27 protein-coding genes, 1 tRNA gene and 1 pseudogene are annotated in these 23,323 nt (G+C 66.3%); 21 read left to right on the top strand and 8 right to left on the bottom strand.

The features are described from left to right. The first annotated feature begins 37 nt into the window (after positions 1-37). The 11 genes from glyA to Q0Q02_RS07805 all read left to right on the top strand — a co-directional run bounded on the left by glyA (position 38) and on the right by Q0Q02_RS07805 (position 11,259). Positions 38-1,336 carry a serine hydroxymethyltransferase gene (gene glyA, locus Q0Q02_RS07855; protein WP_293808319.1) on the top strand — a complete coding sequence of 433 codons (1,299 nt, stop codon included), beginning with the start codon at positions 38-40 and terminating at the stop codon, positions 1,334-1,336. 41 nt (positions 1,337-1,377) lie between these two features. Continuing rightward, on the top strand, positions 1,378-1,872 hold the full coding sequence (gene nrdR / locus Q0Q02_RS07850; protein ID WP_293808318.1) for a transcriptional regulator NrdR: 495 nt from the start codon (positions 1,378-1,380) through the stop codon (positions 1,870-1,872). Continuing rightward, positions 1,865-3,034 (top strand): bifunctional diaminohydroxyphosphoribosylaminopyrimidine deaminase/5-amino-6-(5-phosphoribosylamino)uracil reductase RibD, encoded by a 1,170-nt coding sequence (gene ribD, locus Q0Q02_RS07845; RefSeq protein WP_293808317.1) that lies wholly within the window; start codon positions 1,865-1,867, stop codon positions 3,032-3,034. Before nrdR ends, ribD begins: the two co-directional genes overlap by 8 nt. Further along, positions 3,034-3,681 (top strand): riboflavin synthase, encoded by a 648-nt coding sequence (locus Q0Q02_RS07840; protein ID WP_293808316.1) that lies wholly within the window; start codon positions 3,034-3,036, stop codon positions 3,679-3,681. Before ribD ends, Q0Q02_RS07840 begins: the two co-directional genes overlap by 1 nt. A 34-nt stretch (positions 3,682-3,715) precedes the next feature. Then, complete coding sequence (gene ribH, locus Q0Q02_RS07835; protein WP_293808315.1) at positions 3,716-4,225, top strand: 6,7-dimethyl-8-ribityllumazine synthase; 510 nt, start codon at positions 3,716-3,718, stop codon at positions 4,223-4,225. Then, positions 4,222-4,689 (top strand): transcription antitermination factor NusB, encoded by a 468-nt coding sequence (nusB, locus tag Q0Q02_RS07830; protein WP_293808314.1) that lies wholly within the window; start codon positions 4,222-4,224, stop codon positions 4,687-4,689. The genes ribH and nusB overlap by 4 nt, the downstream gene beginning before the upstream one ends. Next, positions 4,689-5,684, top strand: a complete 996-nt coding sequence (gene thiL, locus Q0Q02_RS07825) for a thiamine-phosphate kinase (RefSeq protein WP_293808313.1) — start codon at positions 4,689-4,691, stop codon at positions 5,682-5,684. Before nusB ends, thiL begins: the two co-directional genes overlap by 1 nt. A 36-nt stretch (positions 5,685-5,720) precedes the next feature. Next, positions 5,721-6,923: an MFS transporter gene (locus Q0Q02_RS07820; protein ID WP_293808312.1), complete on the top strand. Its 1,203-nt coding sequence runs from the start codon at positions 5,721-5,723 to the stop codon at positions 6,921-6,923. A gap of 37 nt (positions 6,924-6,960) precedes the next feature. Further along, complete coding sequence (gene allE / locus Q0Q02_RS07815; RefSeq protein WP_293808311.1) at positions 6,961-7,761, top strand: (S)-ureidoglycine aminohydrolase; 801 nt, start codon at positions 6,961-6,963, stop codon at positions 7,759-7,761. Positions 7,762-7,974: 213 nt separating this feature from the next. Further along, a complete protein-coding gene (locus Q0Q02_RS07810; RefSeq protein WP_293808310.1) occupies positions 7,975-10,131 on the top strand; it encodes a sodium-translocating pyrophosphatase in 2,157 nt (718 codons plus the stop codon). A 198-nt stretch (positions 10,132-10,329) separates the two neighbouring features. Further along, the gene (locus Q0Q02_RS07805; protein ID WP_293808309.1) at positions 10,330-11,259 is read left to right on the top strand and encodes an EamA family transporter; all 930 of its coding nucleotides are present in this window, start codon (positions 10,330-10,332) and stop codon (positions 11,257-11,259) included. 72 nt (positions 11,260-11,331) lie between these two features. On the opposite strand, the gene Q0Q02_RS07800 is transcribed toward Q0Q02_RS07805, so the two are convergent. After that, a complete protein-coding gene (locus Q0Q02_RS07800; RefSeq protein ID WP_293808308.1) occupies positions 11,332-11,826 on the bottom strand; it encodes an outer membrane protein assembly factor BamE in 495 nt (164 codons plus the stop codon). Positions 11,827-11,963: 137 nt separating this feature from the next. Here Q0Q02_RS07800 and Q0Q02_RS07795 point away from each other — a divergent pair, with 137 nt between their 5' ends. The 6 genes from Q0Q02_RS07795 (at position 11,964) to Q0Q02_RS07770 (ending at position 16,260) form a co-directional block, all read left to right on the top strand. Further along, positions 11,964-12,509, top strand: coding sequence for a ubiquinol-cytochrome C chaperone family protein (locus Q0Q02_RS07795; protein ID WP_293808307.1), 546 nt, complete (start codon positions 11,964-11,966; stop codon positions 12,507-12,509). Continuing rightward, positions 12,499-13,056, top strand: a complete 558-nt coding sequence (locus Q0Q02_RS07790) for a DUF177 domain-containing protein (RefSeq protein WP_293808305.1) — start codon at positions 12,499-12,501, stop codon at positions 13,054-13,056. Before Q0Q02_RS07795 ends, Q0Q02_RS07790 begins: the two co-directional genes overlap by 11 nt. Before the next feature lie 114 nt (positions 13,057-13,170). Further along, a complete protein-coding gene (plsX, locus tag Q0Q02_RS07785) occupies positions 13,171-14,229 on the top strand; it encodes a phosphate acyltransferase PlsX (RefSeq protein ID WP_293808304.1) in 1,059 nt (352 codons plus the stop codon). 12 nt (positions 14,230-14,241) lie between these two features. Further along, entirely contained in the window at positions 14,242-15,219 is a 978-nt protein-coding gene (locus tag Q0Q02_RS07780) for a beta-ketoacyl-ACP synthase III (RefSeq protein WP_293808303.1), read from the top strand. Between the two features lie 190 nt (positions 15,220-15,409). Continuing rightward, positions 15,410-15,724 (top strand): integration host factor subunit alpha, encoded by a 315-nt coding sequence (locus Q0Q02_RS07775; protein WP_047573001.1) that lies wholly within the window; start codon positions 15,410-15,412, stop codon positions 15,722-15,724. Next, a complete protein-coding gene (locus tag Q0Q02_RS07770) occupies positions 15,721-16,260 on the top strand; it encodes a MerR family transcriptional regulator (protein WP_293808302.1) in 540 nt (179 codons plus the stop codon). Before Q0Q02_RS07775 ends, Q0Q02_RS07770 begins: the two co-directional genes overlap by 4 nt. A 79-nt stretch (positions 16,261-16,339) precedes the next feature. Here Q0Q02_RS07770 and Q0Q02_RS07765 read toward each other — a convergent pair whose 3' ends face one another. Then, positions 16,340-16,819, bottom strand: a complete 480-nt coding sequence (locus Q0Q02_RS07765) for a translation initiation factor 2 (protein WP_293808301.1) — start codon at positions 16,817-16,819, stop codon at positions 16,340-16,342. A gap of 202 nt (positions 16,820-17,021) precedes the next feature. Between Q0Q02_RS07765 and sugE the strand changes: the two genes are divergently transcribed. After that, positions 17,022-17,339 (top strand): quaternary ammonium compound efflux SMR transporter SugE, encoded by a 318-nt coding sequence (gene sugE / locus Q0Q02_RS07760; protein ID WP_265058878.1) that lies wholly within the window; start codon positions 17,022-17,024, stop codon positions 17,337-17,339. A gap of 10 nt (positions 17,340-17,349) precedes the next feature. Here the strand turns inward: sugE and Q0Q02_RS07755 are convergent, their stop codons facing one another. From Q0Q02_RS07755 to Q0Q02_RS07745, 3 genes are all read right to left on the bottom strand, one after another. Continuing rightward, positions 17,350-17,520, bottom strand: a complete 171-nt coding sequence (locus Q0Q02_RS07755) for a hypothetical protein (protein ID WP_293808299.1) — start codon at positions 17,518-17,520, stop codon at positions 17,350-17,352. Positions 17,521-17,715: 195 nt separating this feature from the next. Continuing rightward, on the bottom strand, positions 17,716-18,681 hold the full coding sequence (locus Q0Q02_RS07750; RefSeq protein ID WP_293808297.1) for a LysR family transcriptional regulator: 966 nt from the start codon (positions 18,679-18,681) through the stop codon (positions 17,716-17,718). Between the two features lie 47 nt (positions 18,682-18,728). Further along, positions 18,729-19,154: a DoxX family protein gene (locus tag Q0Q02_RS07745; RefSeq protein WP_293808295.1), complete on the bottom strand. Its 426-nt coding sequence runs from the start codon at positions 19,152-19,154 to the stop codon at positions 18,729-18,731. A gap of 203 nt (positions 19,155-19,357) precedes the next feature. Between Q0Q02_RS07745 and Q0Q02_RS07740 the strand changes: the two genes are divergently transcribed. Together Q0Q02_RS07740 and Q0Q02_RS07735 are read left to right on the top strand one after the other, a co-directional pair. Then, positions 19,358-20,290: a ring-cleaving dioxygenase gene (locus Q0Q02_RS07740; protein ID WP_293808294.1), complete on the top strand. Its 933-nt coding sequence runs from the start codon at positions 19,358-19,360 to the stop codon at positions 20,288-20,290. 106 nt (positions 20,291-20,396) lie between these two features. Further along, positions 20,397-21,020: an alpha/beta hydrolase gene (locus Q0Q02_RS07735; RefSeq protein WP_293808292.1), complete on the top strand. Its 624-nt coding sequence runs from the start codon at positions 20,397-20,399 to the stop codon at positions 21,018-21,020. A gap of 322 nt (positions 21,021-21,342) precedes the next feature. Here the strand turns inward: Q0Q02_RS07735 and Q0Q02_RS07730 are convergent, their stop codons facing one another. The 3 genes from Q0Q02_RS07730 to Q0Q02_RS07720 form a co-directional block, all read right to left on the bottom strand. Continuing rightward, complete coding sequence (locus tag Q0Q02_RS07730; RefSeq protein ID WP_293808291.1) at positions 21,343-21,525, bottom strand: hypothetical protein; 183 nt, start codon at positions 21,523-21,525, stop codon at positions 21,343-21,345. Between the two features lie 164 nt (positions 21,526-21,689). Next, positions 21,690-21,881: a hypothetical protein gene (locus tag Q0Q02_RS07725; RefSeq protein ID WP_293808289.1), complete on the bottom strand. Its 192-nt coding sequence runs from the start codon at positions 21,879-21,881 to the stop codon at positions 21,690-21,692. A gap of 875 nt (positions 21,882-22,756) precedes the next feature. After that, positions 22,757-22,834: transfer RNA gene (locus tag Q0Q02_RS07720), tRNA-Pro, on the bottom strand. A gap of 201 nt (positions 22,835-23,035) precedes the next feature. Here Q0Q02_RS07720 and Q0Q02_RS07715 point away from each other — a divergent pair. Then, positions 23,036-23,323: pseudogene (locus Q0Q02_RS07715) on the top strand (hypothetical protein); the annotation flags it as partial.

Below are 23,323 nucleotides of genomic sequence, written 5' to 3'. Positions count from 1 at the left end.
CGGGCGCCCACCGGCCGTTGAACTTCAGGAGCCGGACATGACCGACGCCGCGCTGAACAAGCACCTCTCGAACTCCTTCTTCGGCGCTTCGCTGCATGATGCCGATCCCGAGATCGCCCGCGCGATCGACCTGGAACTCGGTCGCCAGCGCGACGAGATCGAGCTGATCGCCTCCGAGAACATCGTCTCCCGCGCCGTGCTCGAGGCACAGGGCTCGGTGATGACCAACAAATATGCCGAGGGCTATCCGGGCCGGCGCTATTACGGCGGTTGCCAGTTCGTCGACATCGCCGAGAAGCTCGCGATCGAGCGCGCCACGCGCCTCTTCGGCTGCACCTATGCCAATGTCCAGCCGAATTCCGGCTCGCAGGCCAACCAGGGCGTCTTCATGGCGCTGATGCAGCCTGGCGACACTTTCATGGGCCTCGACCTCGCCGCCGGCGGGCACCTGACCCATGGCGCGCCGGTCAACCAGTCCGGCAAGTGGTTCAACGTCGTCTCCTACGGCGTCTGCGTCGTCGACCAGATCATCGACTACGACGCGATGGAGCGCCTCGCGGTCGAGCACAAGCCGAAGATGATCGTGGCCGGCGGCTCCGCCTATGCCCGTCATTGGGATTTCGCCCGCTTCCGCGAGATCGCCGACAAGGTCGGCGCCTATCTCTTCGTCGACATGGCGCATTTCGCCGGCCTCGTCGCCGGTGGCGCGCATCCCTCGCCGTTCCCGCACGCCCATGTCGTCACCACCACGACGCACAAGACCCTGCGCGGTCCGCGCGGCGGCATGATCCTGACCAATGACGAGGCGATCGCGAAGAAGGTCAATTCGGCGATCTTCCCGGGCATCCAGGGCGGCCCGCTGATGCATGTCATCGCGGCCAAGGCGGTCTCGTTCCACGAGGCGCTGCAGCCCGAGTTCAAGAGCTACGCTCATGCCGTCGTCGCCAATGCCAAAGCGCTGGCCGAGACGCTGAAGTCGAAGGGTTTCGACCTCGTCACCGGCGGCACCGACAATCATCTGATGCTGGTCGACCTGCGCTCCAAGAAGCTGACCGGCAAGGCGGCTGAGGCCGCGCTCGGCCGCGCCCACATCACCTGCAACAAGAACGGCATCCCCTTCGATCCCGAGAAGCCGATGACCACCTCCGGCATCCGCCTCGGCACCCCGGCTGCGACCTCGCGCGGCTTCGGCATCGCCGAGTTCAAGCAGGTCGGCGAGTTGATCGCCGAGGTGCTGGACGGGCTCTCCGCCCATGGCGAGGAGGGCAATGCGGCGGTCGAGCAGGCGGTCACCGCCAAGGTCAAGGCGCTCACCGCGCGCTTCCCGATCTACTGAAGCATTGTTGAAGGGGCTCTGAGAAAGGCTGGCGAACCGGAATGCGCTGTCCCTATTGCAGCTCCCTCGACACGCAGGTGAAGGACTCCCGTCCCACCGACGATCACGCCTCGATCCGCCGCCGCCGGGTCTGTCCCGATTGCGGCGGTCGCTTCACCACTTTCGAGCGCGTGCAATTGCGCGAACTCACCGTCGTGAAGCGCTCGGGCCGGCGCACGCCCTTCGACCGCGACAAGCTGGAAACCTCGATCGCGCATGCCTTGCGCAAGCGCCCGGTGGCGCCGGAGCGGATCGAGCGCATGGTCAACGGCATCGTGCGCCAGCTCGAAAGTTCGGGCGAGGCGGAAATCCAGAGCTCGGCCATCGGTGAGCTGGTGATGGAGGGGCTGAAAGGCCTCGACGACGTCGCCTATGTCCGGTTCGCCTCGGTCTACAAGAATTTCCGCGAGGCCAAGGACTTCGAGGAACTGATCGGACAGCTCGGCACGATCGAGGAGGAGGGCGTCTCCGCCCCGCCGCGCCGCGCCGATGACTGAACCCAAGGCGCTTTCGGGCGTCGAAAACGCGTCCGAACGAAAGCGAGAGACCGACCGCATCTTCATGCGTCAGGCGCTCGCCTATGGCGCCCGCGGCCTCGGCACGACCGCGACCAACCCCTCCGTCGGCGCCATCATCACGCGCGATACGCCCGATGGCCCCGTCGTGGTGGCGCGTGGTCATACCCAGCCCGGCGGCCGCCCGCATGGCGAGGCGCATGCTTTCTCGCGGGCCGGAGCGGCCTCGATGGGCGGCACGCTCTATGTCACGCTCGAACCCTGCTCGCATCGCTCGGTGCGCGGCGGCATCCCTTGCGTCGAACACACCATCCTCTCGGGCGTGAAGCGCGTGGTTTCAGCGATGTCCGACCCGAACCCGTTCATTGCCGGGCTTGGCCATGCCTTGCTGCGTACCGCTGGCATCGAGGTCACGGTCGGAGTGCTGGAGGAGGAGGCGCGGCAGGCGCATCGCGGCTATCTCACCCGCATCACACAGGGCCGCCCGATGGTGACCTTCAAGATCGCCCGGACTGCCGATGGTTATGCCGGCGGGGTAGGGGGCGTCCCGCTCGCGGTGTCTGGCCCAGTCGCCGGCGGCTGGGTCCATCTCCAGCGCGCCCATCACGACACGATCATGCTCGGCATCGGCTCGGTGCTCGCGGACGATCCGCAGCTCACCGTGCGTCTGCCCGGCCTAGCGGATCGCTCGCCCATCCGCGTCATCCTCGACACGCATCTGCGCCTGCCCCTGACCTCGAAGCTCGTCCGTACGGCCCGTGAGGTTCCCGTCTGGGTGATCGCCGCCGAAACGGCGCCGATCGAACCGGAGCAGGGGCTGGTCGCAGCCGGCGTCGAGGTCATGCGGGTCTCGCTGGGGCCCGACGGCCATCTCGATCTCCGCGAGGCTCTGACGCTGCTTGGCACGCGCGGCATCAACCGTGTCTTCTCGGAAGGCGGGCCACGCATCGGCGAGAAGCTCGCGCTTGCGGGGCTGGCGGACGAGGTCATCGTCTCGACCTCTCCGAAAACGCTGGGGCAGCCCGGCGTCGTTGCCGTGCGTCCGGGCCTTGCCGGGCAGTTGGCCGACCCCGATCTATACGCCCTTGTCGAGGCCGGTCAGATCGGCCAGGACCGTTTCGAGCATTTCACGAGGAGAGGCTGATGTTCACCGGCATCGTCACCGCCATCGGCGAGGTCGTCGAGGCCGAGCGCAAGGGGCCGAGCCTCAAGCGCCTCGCCATCGCCTGCCCCTATGAGGCGGAAGGCATCGCCATCGGCGCCTCGATCGCCTGCGCCGGCGTCTGCCTGACCGTGACCGCGCTGCGTCCGCGCAGCGATGGCGAGCCCGGCTGCATCTTTCAGGTCGAGGCTGCCGCCGAGACGCTGGCAAAGACGAATGTCGGCGCGTGGGAGCCCGGCACGCGGATCAATCTGGAGCGCTCGCTCAAGGTCGGCGAGGAGCTGGGCGGGCATCTCGTCACCGGTCATGTCGATGGCGTCGGGCGCATCCTCAAGATCGAGGCGATCGAGCCCGACCCGGACGAGCCCTGGGGCGCGACCGCGCGATTCCATATCCGCGCGCCGCAGGGGCTGCCCCGCTTCATCGCGACCAAGGGGTCGATCTGCCTCGACGGCACCTCGCTCACGGTCAATACGGTCGAGGATGATGTCTTCACCGTTCTGCTGATTCCGCACTCCTTCGCGGTCACCACCTGGGGCCAGCGCAAGGAGGGCGACCCCGTTCATGTCGAGGTCGATCTGATGGCACGGTATGCCGCGCGGCTTGCGGAGGCGCGTCCGCAAGGGTAACGAGCCCGATCACATTCCAAGAAGGACAAAAGAAATGGCCGGACCCCGGCAGACCTCGGCCGAAAAGGCCGCAACTCCTGCCGTCGAGATCGACGGCGCCCGCGTCCTCGTGGTCGAGGCACGCTTCTACGACAAGTACGCCGATGAATTGCTGGCGGGCGCGACCGCCGCACTGGAAGAAGCCGGCTGCCGCGTCGATGTCGTCACCGTTCCCGGAGCGCTCGAAATTCCCTCGGCGATCGTCATCGGTCTGCGCGCCGCCGACGAGGCCGTCGACCCCTATGAGGCCGTCGTTGCGCTCGGCACCGTCATCCGCGGCGAGACCGGCCATTACGATATCGTCGCCGGCGAAAGCTCGCGCGCGCTGATGGATCTCTCGGTTGCCTTTGCCCTGCCGCTCGGCAACGGCATCCTCACCGTCGAGAACGAGGCGCAGGCCTGGGCCCGCGCCAACCGCGCGGACATGAACAAGGGCGGTGGCGCTGCCGAAGCCGCGCTCGCGGTTCTGCGCTACAAGCGCTCCCTGGCGGAGTCGTCACAATGAGCCGCGCCGAGAAGCGGCGCGGCGCGCGGCTCTCGGTCGTGCAGGCGCTCTACGAGATGGAAATCGGCGGCCGTGGCGTCGTCGAGGCGATGGCCGAGTTCGAACATTTCTGGATCGGCAAGGAGGTCGAGGAGATCGAACTGCCGGCGGCGGAGATCGCCTTCTTCCGCGATATTCTCAGTGGCGTCGTCCGCGAGCAGCGTCTTGTCGACCGCACCGTCGACGAATTGCTGGCCAAGGACTGGCCGCTGAAGCGGGTCGAGGCCGTAGTGCGTGCGATCCTGCGCGCCGGCGCCTATGAACTCGCCTTCCGCAAGGACGTGCCGGCCCGCGCCGTGATCTCCGAATATGTCGCGGTCGCCCGCGCCTTCTACGAGGGCGACGAGATCGGCATGGTCAACGCCGTGCTCGATCGCATGGCCCGCGACTTCCGCACCGACGAGTTCGATCCAGCCAGCGCCTGATGACCGAACCGACCCGCCCCGGCGAATTCGAGCTGATCGCCCGCTATTTCGCGCCGATCGCCGGGCCGGGCGGGCTTGGCCTTCTCGACGATGCCGGGCTGCTGCGGCCGGGCCGTGGCTATGAGGTCGTGGTCACGGCGGACGCCCTCGTCGCGGGCGTCCATTTCTTCCCCGACGATCCGCCTGATGCGATCGGCTGGAAGGCGCTGGCCGTCAACCTCTCCGATCTCGCCGCCAAGGGCGCGAAACCCGAAGGCTTCGTCCTGACGCTTGCCCTGCCGCGCGGCTGGACCGAACCTTGGCTCGCCGGTTTCGCGGCCGGCCTTGCGCGCATGGCCGAAGCAGCCGGCTGTCCGCTGATCGGCGGCGACACCGTCTCGACCTTGGGGCCGCTCTCCCTCTCGATCACCGCCTTCGGCACGGTCCCGGCCGGGCGGATGGTCCGGCGTTCCGGCGCGAAGCCGGGCGACGTCGTGCTCGTCTCCGGCAGCATCGGCGACGGCGCGCTCGGCCTCAAGGTCCATGGCCCGGACAAGCCGGACTGGGTCGCTGCGCTCAGCGCCGAGGATCGCGCCTTCCTTGCCGATCGCTACCTGCATCCGCAGCCGCGCCATGCGCTCGCCGAAGCGCTGCAGCGCCATGCCTCGGCGGCGATGGACGTCTCCGACGGGCTTGTCGGCGATCTTGCCAAGCTTCTGAAAGCCTCCGGCGTCGGCGCCGAGATCGATCTCGATGCCATCCCGCTTTCGGGCCCGGCCCGCGCCGCGATCATGGCTGTTCCCGCGTTGGCGGAACTGGCCTGGACCGGCGGAGACGACTACGAAATTCTCTGCACGGCCTCGGAAAGGGAATATCCTGCTCTGATCGCGGCTGCAGAAGGAACGATGCTTTCGCTGGTCCCGATCGGGCGGATCTCGGATGAGGCCGGCGTGGTGACTTATCGCGGGAAGGGTGAGGCGCGCAGCTTCGCGCAAGGCTCCTTCTCTCATTTCTGACAGCGGCGCATCGCGGCGACCGCGAGGCGCTTTGTGATGAACCAGCATTTCTCGGCTATCGACGGCGACAGGCTCGCAAAGCGCAATGCGCTGGTCCTCGCTGGCGCGCAGGCGCTCGGCGGCGCCAATCCGGCTATCATCGTCTCGCTCGGCGGCATCGTCGGCGCCCAACTCGTCTCCGACCAGGCTTTCGCGACCGTGCCGGTCAGTCTGCTCCAGCTCGGCATCGCCTCGGGCGTCATCCCGGCCGCGATGATCATGCGCCGGCTGGGGCGGCGCAGCGGCTACCTGATCGGAGCGCTCGTCGGCGCGACGGGCGCGAGCCTTGCGGCCGGCGGCGTTTCACTTCGCCTGTTCTGGCTGTTCTGCCTGGGCACTTTCGTCTGCGGGCTCTACGGCTCCTTCGTCCAGAGCTACCGCTTCGCCGCCGCCGATACGGCGACCAATGATTTCAGGCCCCGTGCGATTTCCTGGGTGATGATCGGCGGCCTCGCTGCGGGCGTCATCGGCCCGCAATCGGTCTACTGGACGCGCGACCTGACGCCGGCTGCGCCCTTTGCCGCCAGCTTCGTCGCCCAGGGCATGCTCGCGCTGATCGCGATCCTGATCGTCTCCCGCCTGCGTGCGCCGCCGGTCTCGGCCGTCCGTTCAGGCGGCGGGCGGCCGCTCGGGGTCATCATGCGCCAGCCCAAGTTCATCGCTTCGGTCACGGCTTCGCTCGTCGCCTATGGCCTGATGAGCTTCGTCATGACGGCTGCGCCGATGGCGATGGTCGCCTGTGGCCATTCGGTCGGCGACGCGACGCTCGGCATCCAGTGGCATGTGCTCGCGATGTTCGGGCCGAGCTTCTTCACCGGTCGGTTGATCTCTCGTTTCGGCAAGGGCACGGTCACCGCGGTCGGGCTCGGCCTCACGGCGCTGGCCGCCGTCGTTGGTCTGACCGGCCTCAGCGTCGGCCATTTCTGGCTGGCCCTGATCCTGCTTGGGCTCGGCTGGAATTTCGGCTTCATCGGCGCGACTGCCCTGGTGACCGACTGCTACCGGCCGGAGGAGCGGGTGAAGGTGCAGGCCGCCAACGATTTCCTGGTCTTCGGTTCGGTCGCCATCGCCTCCTTCTCGTCGGGCGGCCTGCTCAGCCATGGCGGCTGGAATGCCGTGAACTGGCTGGTCTTCCCGCCGGTCGCGATTGCCCTGATGCTGGTGGCATGGCAGCGCTTCCAGCGGCCAGCTACGGCCTGAGGCCGGCGCCCGGCAGACTCGGAATCGGAGCGAAGCCATGAACAACCGCGCCTTCCCGCCTGCGACCGGCCGCGTTCCGCCCGGCGCCATCGGGCATAATCGTGGTGTCGTCTGCTCCAACTACGCCTTCATGCCGCCCGAGGGCGTGCTGGTCAGCCGCCTGCCGCAATACCGGGACACGATCGCGCGTATCCTCACGGGGCCAGTCATGGGCGCGGCCTTCGCCCAGTACGTGCTCGAGATCGCGCCCGGCGGCGGCACGCCGGCTGCCTTCAGCGAGGGCGGCATCCAGCATTTCTTCTACGTCCTCTCCGGCGAGGTACAGATCGCGATCAGCGGCGGCGCTGTGCAGGAACTCAAGGCGGGAGGCTTCGCCTATCTGCCGCCGGCCACGGCTTTCACCCTGCGCAACGAATCGGCGAAAGGCATCCGCGTGCTCGCCTTGCGCAAACGTTACGAGGCTGCGCCCGGCCTGGCTGTGCCGGAGCCGTTCGTCTCGCATCGCGACGCCGTGCCGATGACCAATCATACCGGCATGGAGGGGCGCGGCTTCCAGTTCCTGCTGCCTTATGGCGACATGCGCTTCGATTTCGAGATGAACCTGATGTGGTTCAAGCCGGGTGTCTGCTTCCCGGCCGTCGAGACCCATGTCATGGAGCACGGGCTGTACATGCTGGAAGGGCAGGGGCTCTATCTGCTCGGCGCCGACTGGCACGAGATCTGGGAGCGGGACTTCATCTGGATGGGCGGTTTTTGCCCGCAGCAATTCTATCCGACAGGCTATGGCGATGCCTGCTACCTGCTCTACAAGAACGTCAATCGCGATCTCGCGCTCTGAGCTTTCGTAGATCTGTCTGACATTCGACCAAATTTGTAAGCCGGGGCGTTTGCGCTCCTCGCTGAAACTTGCCACAAATTCGCCTGACACTGGCGACGCGGAGCGGGCCTCGAGTCTTTAGGGCCCGTTTTTTCGCTGCCTGACGTCCAATGCTGCAACAATGAGGAGCGACAGCGCTCCCGCCGACTGCAAGCTCTAGGGTCAGGAAATCGAATGTCAGCTCTGCTTCTCATCATCATATTGAGTGCGCTTTCCATAGCCTACGGCGTCTGGGCCTATGGCGATGTGATGAAGCGCGATGCCGGCAACCAGCGCATGCAGGAGATTTCCGGTGCGGTCGCCGAAGGCGCGCAGGCCTATCTCAAGCGTCAGTACATGACCATTTCCATGGTCGGCGTCGTGCTTTTCGTCGTGCTCGCCTGGCTGCTCGGCAAATGGGTGGCGATCGGCTTCCTGATCGGCGCAGTGCTTTCGGGCATGGCCGGCTTCATCGGCATGAACGTCTCGGTGCGCGCCAATGTCCGCACGGCCCAAGCCGCGATGCAGTCGCTGGGCGAGGGCCTTGACGTCGCCTTCAAGGCGGGCGCCGTCACGGGCATGCTCGTCGCCGGTCTCGCGCTGCTTGGTGTCGCCGTCTATTACGGGGTCCTGACCTCCTTCCTCGGCTTCGAGGCCTCCAGCCGCACGGTGATCGATTCGCTGGTGGCGCTCGGCTTCGGCGCTTCGCTGATCTCGATCTTCGCCCGTCTTGGCGGCGGTATCTTCACCAAGGGCGCCGATGTGGGCGCCGATCTCGTCGGCAAGGTCGAGGCCGGCATCCCCGAGGACGATCCGCGCAACCCGGCGACCATCGCCGATAACGTGGGCGACAATGTCGGCGACTGCGCCGGCATGGCCGCCGACCTGTTCGAGACCTATGCGGTGACGCTGGTCGCGACCATGGTGCTCGCCGCGATCTTCTTCGCCGGCCAGCCCGTGCTCGGCACGATGATGCTCTACCCGATGGCGATCGGCGCGGCCTGTATCGTCACCTCGATCATCGGCACCTTCTTCGTGAAGCTCGGCGCCAACCAGTCGATCATGGGTGCGCTCTACAAGGGCTTCATCGCGGCCGGCGTGCTCTCGATCGGCGCTATCGCCGCCGTCAATTACGCGATGTTCGGCGGCTTCTCCGCCGCCTTCAAGACGGTGCAGGGCGTCAGCTTCACCTCGGGCGGGCTCTTTGCCTGTGCGCTGGTCGGTCTCGCCGTCACGCTCTGCATCGTCATCATCACCGAATACTATACCGGCACCGGCAAGCGCCCGGTGGTCTCGATCGCCCAGGCTTCGGTGACCGGCCACGGCACCAACGTCATCCAGGGCCTCGCGGTATCCCTGGAATCGACGGCGCTGCCGACGATCGTCATCATCGCCGGCATCATCGCTTCCTATAGTCTCGCCGGCCTGTTCGGCATCGCCATCGCCACCACCGCCATGCTGGCGCTGGCCGGCGTCGTCGTGGCGCTCGATGCCTTCGGCCCGGTCACCGACAATGCCGGCGGCATCGCCGAGATGGCGGGTCTGCCCAAGGAAGTGCGCAGCTCCACCGACGCGCTCGATGCGGTCGGCAACACCACCAAGGCGGTTACCAAGGGCTACGCGATCGGCTCGGCCGGTCTCGGCGCGCTCGTGCTCTTCGCCGCCTATACCTCGGACCTGAATTTCTTCATCTCCGAAGCCAACAAGGCCGGCTCCACGGCGTTCCAGTACTTCAAGGGCGTCACGCTCGATTTCTCGCTGTCCAACCCTTACGTCGTCGTCGGCCTGCTGCTCGGCGGCCTCATCCCCTTCCTCTTCGGTGGCATGGGCATGACGGCGGTGGGCCGCGCGGCGGGCTCCGTCGTCGAGGAGGTCCGGCGCCAGTTCAAGGAGAAGCCGGGCATCATGGAAGGCAAGGACCGGCCCGATTACGGCCGTGCCGTCGACATGCTGACCCGCGCCGCGATCAAGGAAATGGTCGTGCCCTCGCTGCTGCCGGTGCTGGCGCCGATCGTGACCTATTTCGTGATCTACTGGATTGCCGGCAAGAACAACGCCTTCGCAGCGGTCGGTGCCATGCTGATGGGTGTTATCGTCACCGGCATCTTCGTCGCGATCTCGATGACCTCGGGCGGCGGCGCCTGGGACAATGCCAAGAAGAGCTTCGAGGACGGCTTCGTCGATAAGGACGGCGTGCGCCATCTCAAGGGCTCCGACGCGCACAAGGCCTCGGTGACCGGCGACACCGTCGGCGACCCCTACAAGGACACGGCGGGCCCCGCCGTGAACCCGGCGATCAAGATCACCAACATCATCGCCCTGCTGCTGCTGGCGATCCTGGCGCATTCCTGATCGCAGGCGCTGTTGAAATGCTTGAGAACCCGCGGCGAAAGCCGCGGGTTCTTCTTTTCAAGCAATGGCTTGCGCCTACGATTTGAATCAAGCCGGCAAGCTGTTGAATCAAGTTCGCAAGCTACGGCCGGGAACGTAGTGTTGCCGCATGCCGTCAGCCGAAAGTGCTGGCATGGTCCCGCCGACCAAGGAGGCACCATGTCCACGCAAACGCTCGACACCGCATCGGCAACCCCGAGCCGCCTGACCGAAATCGCCCTGCTGCTGGGGCTCGCCACGCTCTGGGGCGGCTCCTACACTTTTATCAAGCTCGGCGTGGAGACGATCCCGCCATTGACCCTGATCGCGGCGCGCACCCTCATCGCCGGGTTGATCCTGCTCGCGGTCATTCGCTGGCGCGGCTTGCGCCTGCCGCGGGATCTCCTGGCCTGGAGGCGCTTTCTCACGCAAGCCCTGCTGAACAGCGTCGTGCCCTTCACGCTGATCGCCTGGGCCGAGCGCAGCGTCGACGCCGGTCTCGCATCGATCCTCAACGGCACCACGCCGGTCTTCGTCTTCCTGATCTCGCTGGCATTGATGCCCGGACGGCGGCCAGACTGGCGCAAGGGCCTCGGCGTCGCGGCCGGCGTTGCCGGCATCAGCCTGATCGTCGGCGTCGATGCCTTCTCGGGACTGGGTTCGCAGGCGGTTCCGCAGCTTGCCATCGTCGCCGCGACGATCGCCTATGCCTGCGCGGCCCTGTTCGGTCGGCATTTCACCGGCATGGACCCGCTGCTGCCGGCCGCCGGTTCGATGCTGACCGGCACGGCACTGCTGATTCCGGCCGCGCTCGTCGTCGACAGGCCCTGGACGCTGGCGCCTTCGCAGCAATCCGTGCTGGCGCTGCTGGCTCTCGCGGTCTTCTCGACGGCGCTCGCTTTCGCCATCTATTTCCGCCTCATCCGCACGCTTGGCTCGGTCGGGACGACGGCGGTGTCCTATCTGCGTGTGCCGGTCGGCGTCGCGATCGGCTTCGTCTTCCTGGGGGAGCGCTTGCAGCCGACCGCCTGGGGCGGGCTGGCGCTGGTCGTGCTGGGTGTCCTGGCGATGACCATTCCGGAGCGGAAGACCGCTGCAAGCGGAGCGTGAGCAGGCCTGCAAAAGCAAAACCCCGCGGCGGTGCCGCGGGGTTTGTCGTTTTCCGATAGGCGTCGCGCCGGCTTACGAGCCGAGCGGGTTGAACTTGGTGACGCCGCGGAAGAGATTGCGCAGGAAGCTCTGCTCCTCGCCGCCCGAAGGCGTGGTGCGGCTGATGAAGTCGAAGATCACGCCGTCCTGCAGGCCGTAATGGGCGATGCGCTCGACCTTGAAACCCTTGTTGAAATAGACCACCAGCACCTGCTGGTCGATGATGGCGGGGTCCTGGAACTGGAACCGGCGGCGCATCGTCTGGCTGATATAGTAGAAGGTGCGGTTGCCGACCGTCGAGGTGGTCGAGGGAGTACCGAGCGTCGTCAGCACCGCCTGCACGTCCATTCCGACCTTGACCTGCGCGATCAGCGCCTCGTCCATCACGAAGCCGCGCTTGAATTCCTCGTTGATGCCGGCGGAGGTTGGCAGCACGAAGCCGCCGACATCGGGACCGCAGCCGGCAAGCACAAGAGAGGTGGTCGCGAGGGCTCCGAGCAGAGCCGTGCGGCGGGTGATCTGCGTCATGCGGGCACGATCCGAAGGCGAGCACGGCCGGGGACGATCCCAAGCCGCTTGTCAAAAGGGTAAGGGTTGGCGTAACGCCCGAGGATGGCTTTGGCAAGGCGAGGACGCCCCGGGCAGTTGCGGGCGGGAGCAAACAGTTGATTTTCGGGTTGTTCGGCAAGCGCAGCAATCGGCGCTCTCCTGTGGACACGCTGTTCGGGCGGGTCGCGGAGGCCTCGCGGCTGCCTGCGCTCTATATCGAGGGCGGTATTCCCGACAGCTTCGAGGGGCGCTTCGAATCGCTGACCTTGCATGTCCTGCTGGTGTTGCGCCGCTTGCGCGAGTTGCCGCCGCCGGCCGCCGAATTGGCGCAGGAACTGGTCGATGCCTGCTTCGCCTATCTCGAGCTCGGCTTTCGCAATGGCGGAATCAGCGACATCGCCGTGCCCAAGAAGATGAAGAAGATCGGGCAGATGTTCTATGGTCGCGTGCAGGCCTATGAGGCCGCGCTGGCGGCGCCCGACCTCGACGCATTGGTCGAGACGCTGGGGCGCAATGCCTGCGAGCCGGAGGCGGCGCCTGCGCTGGCGGCTTATGTCCGGGCTGCGCAGGACGCGCTCGCCACTGCCGATCTCGACGGCATCATGAACCGGGAAGAACTCTTCCCCGTCTTCACGGTCCGGGAGGCTGCCCATGACGCATGATCATCCGCCGGCTTTGCCGCTCAGGCATCCGATCCGCGTCGAGGCGATCCGCCCCCGCGGCACCGAGGTCGTGATCCGGGCGGAGTCGGAGCAATTGCCGGCCATCGCGACGCTGCTCGGCCTCGTCTCCATCGAGGCGCTGGAAGCGCGCTATACCCTGACGCGCAACGGCGAGCGTGCGAAGCTCGACGGCCGCATCACGGCCCGGTTGCATCAGGCCTGCGTCGTGACGCTCGATCCGTTTCCGGTCCAACTCGACGTGCCGGTCCAGCTCGACTTCGCTCCGGAGGAGGATGTCGCGGCCTTCGCCCGGCGCAACGACCGCGACGATGCCGAGATCGATATCGAGGTACTGCTGAACGAGGATGACCCCCCCGAGCCGATCGTCGACGGCGTCATCGATCTGGGCGGCATCACGCTCGAGTTCCTGGCGCTGGCGCTCGATCCTTATCCACGCAAGCCCGGTGTCAGTTTCGAGGCGTCGGCAGGCGACACCGGCACGGAATCGCCCTTCGCGGCGCTTGCAAAGTTGAAACGCGGTGACTGAAGCGCTCTGCGGCCCTTGCGCTGCTTGCGGCATTGGCCCAAGTCGCTATTGTCCGGCCGGCATTGAGCCGTCCCGGATCGAAGGTCGGCCATTCCCGGGACACGCCAGAATTCCATGACAAGACCGGTTACAATTGCGCTCGATGCGATGGGCGGGGATCACGGCCCTTCCGTCGTCATTCCCGGCGCAGCCCTGATGCTTGAGCGCCGCCCGGATGCCCGCTTCGTCATCTTCGGCGACGAGAAGCAGGTTCTGCCGCTGATCGACCAGCATCCGAAGCTCAAGGCGGTCACGGCCTTCCACCACACCGAGGTCTCGGTGAAGATGGACGACAAGCCGAGCCAGGCCCTGCGCTATGGCCGCTACAAGTCCTCGATGTGGCGCGCGATCGACGCGACCAAGACGGGGGAGGCGGATGTCACCGTCTCGGCCGGCAATACCGGCGCGCTGATGGCGATGTCGAAATTCTGCCTGAAGTCGATGCCGCAGGTCGACCGACCGGCGCTCGCCGGCCTGTGGCCGACGGCGCGCGGCGAGAGCATCGTGCTCGATCTCGGCGCCACCATCGGCGCCGATGCGCGTCATCTCGTCGACCTCGCGGTGATGGGCGCGGCCATGGCCCGCGTCGTGCTCGATCTCGACCGGCCGACGGTCGGCCTGCTCAATGTCGGCGTCGAGGAGATCAAGGGCGTCGAGGCTGTCAAGGAAGCCGGGCGCATCCTGCGCGAGAGCAACCTGCCGCATTTGTCCTATCACGGCTTCGTCGAGGGCGACGATCTCGGCAAGGGCACGGTCGACGTCGTGGTCACCGAGGGCTTCACCGGCAATATCGCGCTGAAGACCGCCGAGGGCACGGCGCGTCAGGTCACCGACTATCTGCGCGCGGCGATCAGCCGTTCGCTGATGGCGAAGATCGGCTACCTTTTCGCCCGCGGCGCCTTCGCGGCGCTGAAGGACAAGCTCGATCCGCGCAAGTCGAACGGCGGCGTCTTCCTCGGTCTGGAGGGCATCGTCGTCAAGAGCCATGGCGGCACGGATGCGATTGGCTTCGCCAGTGCGGCCGAATTGGGCTATGAAATGGCACGCGAGGACCTGATGGCGAAGGTCCGCGAAATGGTCGCCGCGAGCACGCGCCCGGATTTGACGGCTGCGCAGCCCGCCGAGACCGAGTAAGGAACAACCTCCTTGTCCATCCTGCGTTCTCAAGTCGTCGGCTGCGGCTCCTATCTGCCCGCGCGCATCGTCACCAATGCCGAACTCGCCGCGCGCGTCGATACGAGCGACGAATGGATCGTTCAGCGCACGGGCATCCGCCAGCGGCATATCGCGGCCGATGACGAGCCGACCTCGGTCGTCGGCCTCAAGGCGGCGCAGGCGGCGATCACTGATGCCGGCATCGACCCCTCCGAGATCGACCTGATCATCGTTGCGACCGCGACGCCGGACCACACCTTTCCGGCGACCGCGACGCAGATCCAGGCGGCTCTCGGCATCAACGGCGGCGCGGCCTTCGACATGCAGGCGGTCTGTTCCGGCTTCGTCTTCGCGCTGGCGACGGCGGACAAGTTCCTGACCACGGGCGGCGCCCGCGCGGCCCTCGTGATCGGCGCCGAGACCTTCTCGCGCATTCTCGACTGGGAGGACCGCGCCACCTGCGTGCTGTTCGGCGACGGCGCCGGCGCCGTGGTGCTGAAGGCGGTGCCGGGCGAGGGCACGCTCGCCGATCGCGGCATCCTCACCACCCATATCCGCTCGGACGGCCGCTACAAGGACAAGCTCTATGTCGATGGCGGCGCCGGCTCGACCAAGACGGTCGGTTTCCTGCGCATGGAGGGCAAGGAGGTCTTCCGCCACGCCGTGACCAATCTGGCCGAAACCGTGCGCCACACCTTCGAGCAGACCGGCCTGTCGGGCGCCGATATCGACTGGTTCGTGCCGCACCAGGCCAACCGCCGCATCATCGATGCCACCGCCGACAAGCTCGGCATCAGCCATGACCATGTCGTCGTCACCGTCGACCGCCATGGCAACACCTCAGCGGCTTCGATTCCCCTCGCTCTGGCCGAGGCTCACGCCGATGGCCGCATCAAGCCGGGGCAGCTCGTCCTGGTCGAGGCGATGGGCGGCGGCTTCACCTGGGGCTCGGCCCTGATTCGCTGGTGACGTTGCGGTAGAGAATTCCCGAAAATTGTCATGAAACATCGCTATTTCGGGTCAAATCCGGCCTGAGGCGGCATATTGGCCGTGCTTGAGGATTGACCCACGCGACGGGGGAGCCTAGCGTCCGCCGTCCGTAATGGCGAAAGGCCGGCGGTTTTCCGCCGCTGCCTGCAATACGCCTTGGAGGATATGAATGGCGGGGCAAACGGTCACTCGCGCGGATCTGTGCGAGGCTGTCTACCAGAAGATCGGCTTGTCGCGGACGGAGTCGTCGAAACTCGTCGAGGCAGTGCTCGACGAGATCTGCGACGCGGTCGCGCGCGGCGAAAATGTGAAGCTGTCTTCGTTCGGTTCTTTCGTCGTACGAGACAAAGGCGAGCGAATCGGGCGTAATCCCAAAACTGGCGTTGAGGTGCCCATCGAGCCGCGTCGCGTGATGGTGTTCAAACCCTCGAACGTGATGAAGGCCCGCATCAACGGGCAGACGGGTGAGGGTGAGACTGAGTGAACCTGGAGTTCCACGCCGGCGATACCGAGGCCGAATTGGACACCAAGAGCCCAGATGCCTTCCGAACCATCAGCGAGGTCGCCGAAGACCTCGACATACCCCAGCATGTGCTGCGATTCTGGGAGACTCGTTTCAACCAGATCAAGCCGCTGAAACGTGGCGGCGGACGCCGCTACTACCGGCCAGACGACGTTGCCCTGCTCAAGGGTATCCGGCGCCTGCTCTACGGCGAAGGCTATACGATCAAGGGCCTCCAGCGCATCCTGAAGGAGCAGGGCCCGCGCCACGTCCAGGCGATCGGGCGCGGCGCGCCGATCGCTGCCATGAGCGGCGCTACCGCTGCGTCGATGCCCGGTGGCGCGGCGCCTGTGCCCAATGACGTCGCCGACGGCACTGCTGAGCGGCAGCAACCTTACCGGCAGCCCGTCCCCGAAGGGCTCGACGACGTCTCCATCCTGACGGCGGTGATGAAGGAGCTCGGCGAGTGCCGGCGCATCCTCGAGCAGGCTTTGCAGCCGGCGCCCGACGCGGCCTGACGGAACGCAGCGGTGCGGCCGCGCTCCGCGCCATAGTCGGGGCTGACCCTTTTGTCCGCGTCGGGACGTGTGCTGGCGGTCAGCTCTGCGGTGCTTCATCCGTTGCGATGCGCGGAGCCGGCCCGCGGCGGACGCCGGGCTTGTGTTTTCCGCGCCCGTGCGAGCCGGCCTTCTTGAGCGGCACGAGGCTGGCGAGCACCGGATTCGGGAAATGCTCGAGAGTCGAGCCGGTGGCGGCATCGACGCCCATCCCGACGAGCCCACCGATCAGGATGTTTCCGGCGAACCCGGCAGCCCCGGCTCCCGCGATGCGCGTCGAAACGGGCACCTGCATATCGGCGTAGCCCTCTTTCGAGAAGGTGACGACAAATTCCGACCTGCGGCTGACTTCCCAGGTGCAGGGTGTGGCGGTGCAGGCGTGCCCCAGCGACGAACGGGCTTCGGCGCCTCCCGGTTCACTGCTGATGGAGATTTGATTGGTCGTTCCGCGCGTGACGGTCGCGCACCCACCCAGCGCCGCAGCCAGTGCGACCGCGCCAAGAACTCGAATTATCAGCATGTTACGCCCCTTTTCCCGAGAACCAGCTAGATTCTCTCGTGGCGAAAGGGCAAGGCGAGCATGCGCGCGAGCTGTGTACAACTTGCATGCGCGCCAGATTCGCAACCTTGATGTCTCAATGCCGCCACATAGCTTCGTGGGCGCCGAAAGCGATCTCAGACTTATGAGGCGCGAACCCCCGCGCTCTCTCAGGAGCGCCGGCATGGCTTGGCTCTATTTGTTCGTCGCGGGTTTGTTCGAGGTCGGCTGGGCCATCGGCCTGAAATATACGCAAGGCTTCACCCGGCTCGTCCCGACGCTGTTCACCGGCATCAGCATGGTCGTCAGCCTGGGCCTGCTCGGCCTTGCCTTGAAATCGCTGCCGGTCGGAACGGCCTATGCGGTGTGGACCGGCATCGGCACGATCGGCACCGCGATCCTCGGTATCGCGTTGCTGGGCGAGCCTGCGGGCGCCCTGCGATTGGCCTGCATCGGGTTGATCGTTGCTGGCATCGTCGGGCTCAAGCTCGTCTCGGCGTGAAAGCGGAGACTCAGCTGCGGCGCCAGGATTCCGGCCAGTAGCCGCCGCGCTCCAGCATCACGATCAGGACGATGATCGCCAGCGTGACCACGACGGTCATGAGCTTGGCGTTCCAGGGTACGCCGCGACCGATCAGCCAGATCAGGCTGAGGCCGATGATCAGGGGAACGATGATCTCCATGGCGCCAGCCTAGCCTGCCGAACCAGAAGGCTGCAATCGCTGGTGGGCTCGTCGTCCTCCGAGGGGACCTCACCGTCATCCCAGACAAGCTGCGCAGCGGCGCCGATTCGGGATCGATCGTAAGGCTCTGCGCTCTAGGATGGATCCCGGGCCAAGCCCGGGATGACGGCGTGATTTGGAAGACCGCTCAGCCACCTAGGCGAGCGCGGAATCTGCCGAGGAAATCTCCGCCTCCGCGCTCCTGCCGATGGGGCGATCTCCCTCGACCAGCGGTTTCAACCGCCCGAGCTCGACCGCCAGGAAGTCGAGGAAGAGCCTGACGCGGGGCGTGTGGCGCATATCCGGGTGGGTCAGCAGCCAGAGATCGGCGGCAAGGTCGGGATCGGGATCGCTGAGCCGCCTGAGGGTGGGGCGCGTGTCGCCGATGAAGCAGGGCAGGAAGCCGACGCCGATCCCGGCCTCGACCGCCTCGGCGAGGCCGAGCACGGTGTTGAGCCGGTAGACGACGCGCTCCGGCGCGACATGGCGGGCGAGATAGCGCACCGCGCTCAGCATGGTGAACTGGTCGCCAAGCGAGACCCAGCTGCGCTCCCACAGGCTTTCACGGGACGGCGGCTCGGCCTCGGGGAAATCGGCGGCGCGGCCATAGAGCGCCCAGGCGATCCGGGCGGGCTTGCGGCCGACAAGCGCCTCCGGCGGGTTGTCGGTGGCGCGGATCGCGACATCGGCGTCACGCTTAGAGAGATTGGCCGCCTGGTTGCCGATCAGGATATCGAGCCGGATGTCCGGGCATTGCACGAGGAACCGCGCGAAAAGCGGCGTCAGCAGGTCGACCAGCAGCGAGTCGTTGGTGGCCACGCGCAATTCGCCCGCCGGCTTGATCTCCTGCCCGGCGAGCTTGCGGGCGAAGGCGGTGATGTCGTCGTCGACCCGGGCGGCGAGCTGGATCATCTCCTCGCCGGCCGGCGTCGCGACATAGCCGCTGCGATGGCGCTCGAACAGGCGGGTGCCGAGCGCCTCCTCGATCTGGCCGAGGCGGCGGAACACCGTCGAGTGATTGACGCCGAGCGCTGCCGCGGCGGCCGGCAGCGCCCGTTTGTCGGCGATCGCCTTGATCAGGCGGAAATCGTCCCAGGCCAGAGGCTTCGCGGCTTGATTCATCCGCTCAGTCTCGGCCAAGGCGGGCGCCCCTTCAAGGCGGGTTCGCGTCACGCCAGCGCCGGCTTGGCGGCGGCCGGGGAGCGCGAGCCGGTGACCGCGAACGCACCGTCGCCGATCAACACATGCGCGAAGGCGGTCAGTGCAAGGAAGGCGGGATATTCCCAACCGCCGTTCGGTGCGTTGAAGACCCAGCCGTTGCCGGCGTGGACCGAGAGTGCTCCGAGCAGGATCGGGATCAGCGCCAGCGAGACATAGCGGCCATAGAAGCCGACGAGGATGGCGAGGCCGCCGAGAAGCTCGGCCAGCATGATCGGCCAGGCGAGGAAGCCAGGCAATCCGACCTGCCCGAGGAAGCCGGTGAAGCCGGCAGGCGTGAAGATGACGAGCTTGAGATAGGCATGGGCGATGAACATCACGCCGAGCGCGATGCGCAGGCCGAGAGCGCCGTAAGGGGCGAAGCGATTGTCGATCATGGGACGTCTCCTGAAACGGGACCGGTTGGTCTCGGGGCAGAAGATCGAGCAGCTTCTATCGCAAATCAAATTGTCAATTGACGATCGAGACATTGCGTAGATGCAATGAAATGCCTCTGGCGTTCGGCCGCTTTCGTACCGATCTTCCGGCCAACAGGGCGGATGACCGCTCATCATGATCAAGACAACGGAGGACCTTCGCCATGCAGATCAACGGCCTTCACCATGTCACCGCCATCTCCGGCCCGGCGCGCCGCAACCTCGACTTCTATGCCCGCGTGCTCGGCCTGCGCCTCGTCAAGAAGACGGTCAATTTCGACGATCCCGGCACCTACCACCTCTATTTCGGCGATGTGGACGCCGCGCCCGGCTCGATCCTGACCTTCTTCCCCTGGGAGCATGCCGCTCCCGGCCGCCTCGGCATCGGCGAGACGCAGGAGACGGTTTTCCGGGTTCCGGAAGGTTCGATCGGGTTCTGGGCGCATCGCTTCGTCGAACAGGGCGTGCCGCATGAGGTGCCGGTCAAGCGCTTCGGCGAGACCGTGCTGAGCTTCCGCGATCCGGACGGCATGAGGCTCGCCCTCGTCGGCCTGCCGGGAGTCGAGAAGGAACCGGCCTGGGCCGAGGGCGGCATCCCCGCCGAGCATGCGCTGCGCGGCTTCCACAGCGTCAGCCTGCTGCTGGCCGATGCCGCGTCGACGGGTGCCATCCTGAGCGACGTCTTCGGCTTCGCGGAGATCGGCCGCGAGGGCGCGTTGATCCGCTATGCCGCGAAGGGCACGGCGGTCGGCGGTGTCATCGACCTGCGTGTTGCCGGCGGCTTCCTGCCGGCCCGGCAGGGCGCGGGCTCGGTCCACCATATCGCCTTCCGGGCGGCCGATGACGCCGCGCAGGAGGAGATGGTGCGCCGTCTTGTTCAGAACCATGGCATCAGCCCCACGGAGCAGCGCGACCGCAACTATTTCCGCTCGGTCTATTTCCGTGAGCCCGGCCATGTCCTGTTCGAGATCGCGACCGACATCCCCGGCTTCGCGGTCGACGAGCCTGCGGCCGAACTCGGCCGTTCGCTGAAGCTGCCGCCGCAATACGAGGCGCATCGCAAGGAGATCGAGGCGGTCCTGCCCGACCTCGGCTGACGAGACACGCCGCCCGCCATCGAGGCGGGCGGCGGAGCGATACCACGATGCCTTGCCTGCTTATCGCAAGGGGCAGGGTGCTTCCGCTTGTTCGAGGGAGACGACCATGACCGCCGCGCCCGCCGACACCGATTTCGTCCATGTCTTCGAGCCCGGCAGCAACCCGGCTCGCCGGCCGCTGCTGCTGCTGCACGGGACCGGGGGGGACGAGCGCGACCTCCTCTCGCTGGGGCGCACCGTCGCGCCGGGCGCGTGCCTGCTCTCGCCGCGCGGCAAGGTTCTGGAAGGTTCGGCGCCGCGCTTCTTTCGCCGCCTGGCCGAAGGCGTCTTCGACGAAGCCGATCTCAGGCGTCGCACGGATGAGCTGGCGGAGTTCGTGCTGTGGGCGCGGCGGCGCTATGGCTTGCCGGCTCCGATCGCGCTCGGCTTCTCCAACGGCGCCAATATCGCGGCGGCAATGCTGATGCAGCGGCCCGATATCCTGGCTGGCGCTACGCTTCTGCGCGCGATGGTGCCCTTCGTGGAGCCGCCGCGCGCCGATTTGACGGGCAAGCCGATCCTGATCCTGTCGGGCGCGCTCGATCCGATCGTGCCGAAGGCCAATGCCGAGACGCTGGTACGGCAGCTGGGTGAGAGCGGCGCTGTCGTCGAGCATCGCGTGCTGCCGGCAGGACACGGCCTCGGGCAGGCCGATATCGGCCTGATCAAGGACTGGCTGGCGCATAATTGATCGATGGCGGCATCGCGGAGAAACTCTGCGGTGCCGCTGCGCTGCTAGTCGATCAGAGGCGTCAGGACGGCCATCGTGATGGCCAGAAGCACAAGCACGCGCAATAGAACGGCGCGGTGACTTGAAATCGGAATATCTACCGAACGCGACAGAGCACGCATCCCCGACCTCCCAATCGACGCTACGTCAGGTGATCGTGAGACCAGACGAGGCATCTGGCAAGCCGGCTGAAGATTCAGAATCGTGGACAACTCTGCTTGCAATGATCGATATGTGCGCCAAGCTGCGGCAAAGGCGTCCGGAGCCGTTCGATTAGGGGCCTCTAAGCTCCCGCCAGCACGCTCCCGACCGGGTCGGCGACGATGACGCGGCGAGACTTGCGGACCTGCTCGGCCATCAGGGCCTGGTCGACCCGGTGGCGATACTCGGCCCAGGAGCCGAGGCTCAAGCCGCAATTGGCGCAGGAGACGACGCTCGCATCGCTGAGCGCGTGCGGAATCGACACGCCCGGCGAACCGCAATCCCCACAATGAAACCCGTCTTGTCTCAACGCGATACCATCCGTGCTCATTGTTGCCGCGGCGGCAACAGGTGTGCCGCGGCGGCATCAAGGGCCATTGCAGATGACTATGGGCTGAATGCGCGGTTCAGGATCGGAAGCGCGGGCGGCTACTCGACGTGCGAGGCCGGCTCGCGATGATCGGCTTGCTGATCCCGGTCGACGTCTTCACCGCCCGAGATCACCAGGCGCAGGGCGGGTCTGCCGATAGGTTGGGTCGAGGAGGAGTCCTTCCGATGGGCGGCCGCGCGGCGAATCTGGGCGCGTCGCGCGATAAGCGACATCTGCTGTGTGTGTTTCATGACCGAGTTACCTGGAGCCGCAACTCGATCGTCGCCCCAGTCCGGGGACTCCTGCACCCCCCATTTGGGGGAAGCGGCTGCAAAGGCGCGTGAATTTCAAAAAAAGTCAGATCACGAGCAGGAAGATCAGCGCCGCGACCCCGTTGATCGCCGACAGCAGCCAGTGCGGCACGGCGATGCCGGTGGCCGTCGCCGCGTCTTCGTCCCGATCGAGCATGAGGCCCTCACCCGAATGCCCCGACGGAAGCGGAATTCAGAGTCCGGAGCACCTCCCATTTGGGGCGAGAGTTGCCTGTCTGCGCAGCATGGTTGGCCGTTTTCGAGGGCTTGAAGCGATTCCGGAGGCAAGGGCGGCCCTGTCGAGCGTTCCGGTTGTAGACCTCGCCGACCGTGAACTCGGCGTCGCATCGCTTGGCGAAGGAGCGCAGCGGCTCTCGACCTTTCGATTTCGGCGCGTCCGTCTGTTCGGCGCCCTGCGTTTGAGCGGGGCACGCCGATGATACGCCCGTCGATGTTGGCGACGGTCATGCACGCACCGTCCAGCTTCTCGCAGACGATGACGCGATCCCCCTTGCGGGGCTTTTCGAGGCAGATGCGCGCTTGCCCTTCGTGGACGTGCCAGCCCCCCGGCCCCAGCCTCGACTGGGGCAGATGACCGATCGATCCGTACGCTTTGCCGCCGAGCGGCTTCGTCGCCCGCTCACCCACGGCCAGCCCTCGGGGGAGAGGGCGCGCAGAACGTCAGGCGAGCATCTGTCGGGATTCTGTTGGGACTTTTTATCCCGCTCTGACCGATTCCGTCCCTATTGGTACCGATTTGTTCTTCGGCGTCAGAAAATGGGTGGCTGTCAAGCCATTGATTTTCTTGGATTTTATGGTCGGAGCGAGAGGATTCGAACCTCCGACCCCTTGTCCCCCAGACAAGTGCGCTAACCGGGCTGCGCTACGCTCCGACGGCTCGGCTTATAGTGGCGAGGCGCGGCAGATGCAATGCGCTTCGATGCAATCATGAACAGTCTAATCATTGCGGCCATCGCGACGACCACCGACACGGGCTTCGCCTCGTTAACCGTTGATTCATCCTGTCGTTGCGGTGCGCTTGCGGCGCGGCCATTGTCGCCGGGGACGGGGGGCATTCAGAGGCGGAAGTGAGCATGTCCATGGCGAGCCTTGCGATCACGGGTGCCGGGCCGGGCCGCCAGACGACGGCGCGGCCGGCCAGCTCGCTCTCGGGCTTCTTCGATGAGGTCAGGCCCGACTGGCATTCGCAATGGGCCTGGGATCACTATGAGGCGACCATCCTCGGACTGGCGCACCAGTTCGGCCTGCACAGCGTCTGCGAGATCGGGGGCGGTCGCGATCCGCTCTTCACGCAGGAAGAGGCCGCCCGCAACGGCATCGAGCTCATCGTCAACGACATCGATGCCGGCGAACTTGCCCTG

The organism is uncultured Allobosea sp., assembly GCF_945956895.1.
Classification (GTDB): Bacteria; Pseudomonadota; Alphaproteobacteria; order Rhizobiales; family Beijerinckiaceae; genus Allobosea.
Note: the sequence above shows the minus strand (reverse complement) of the source record. Positions and strands in the feature narration are given on the sequence as shown.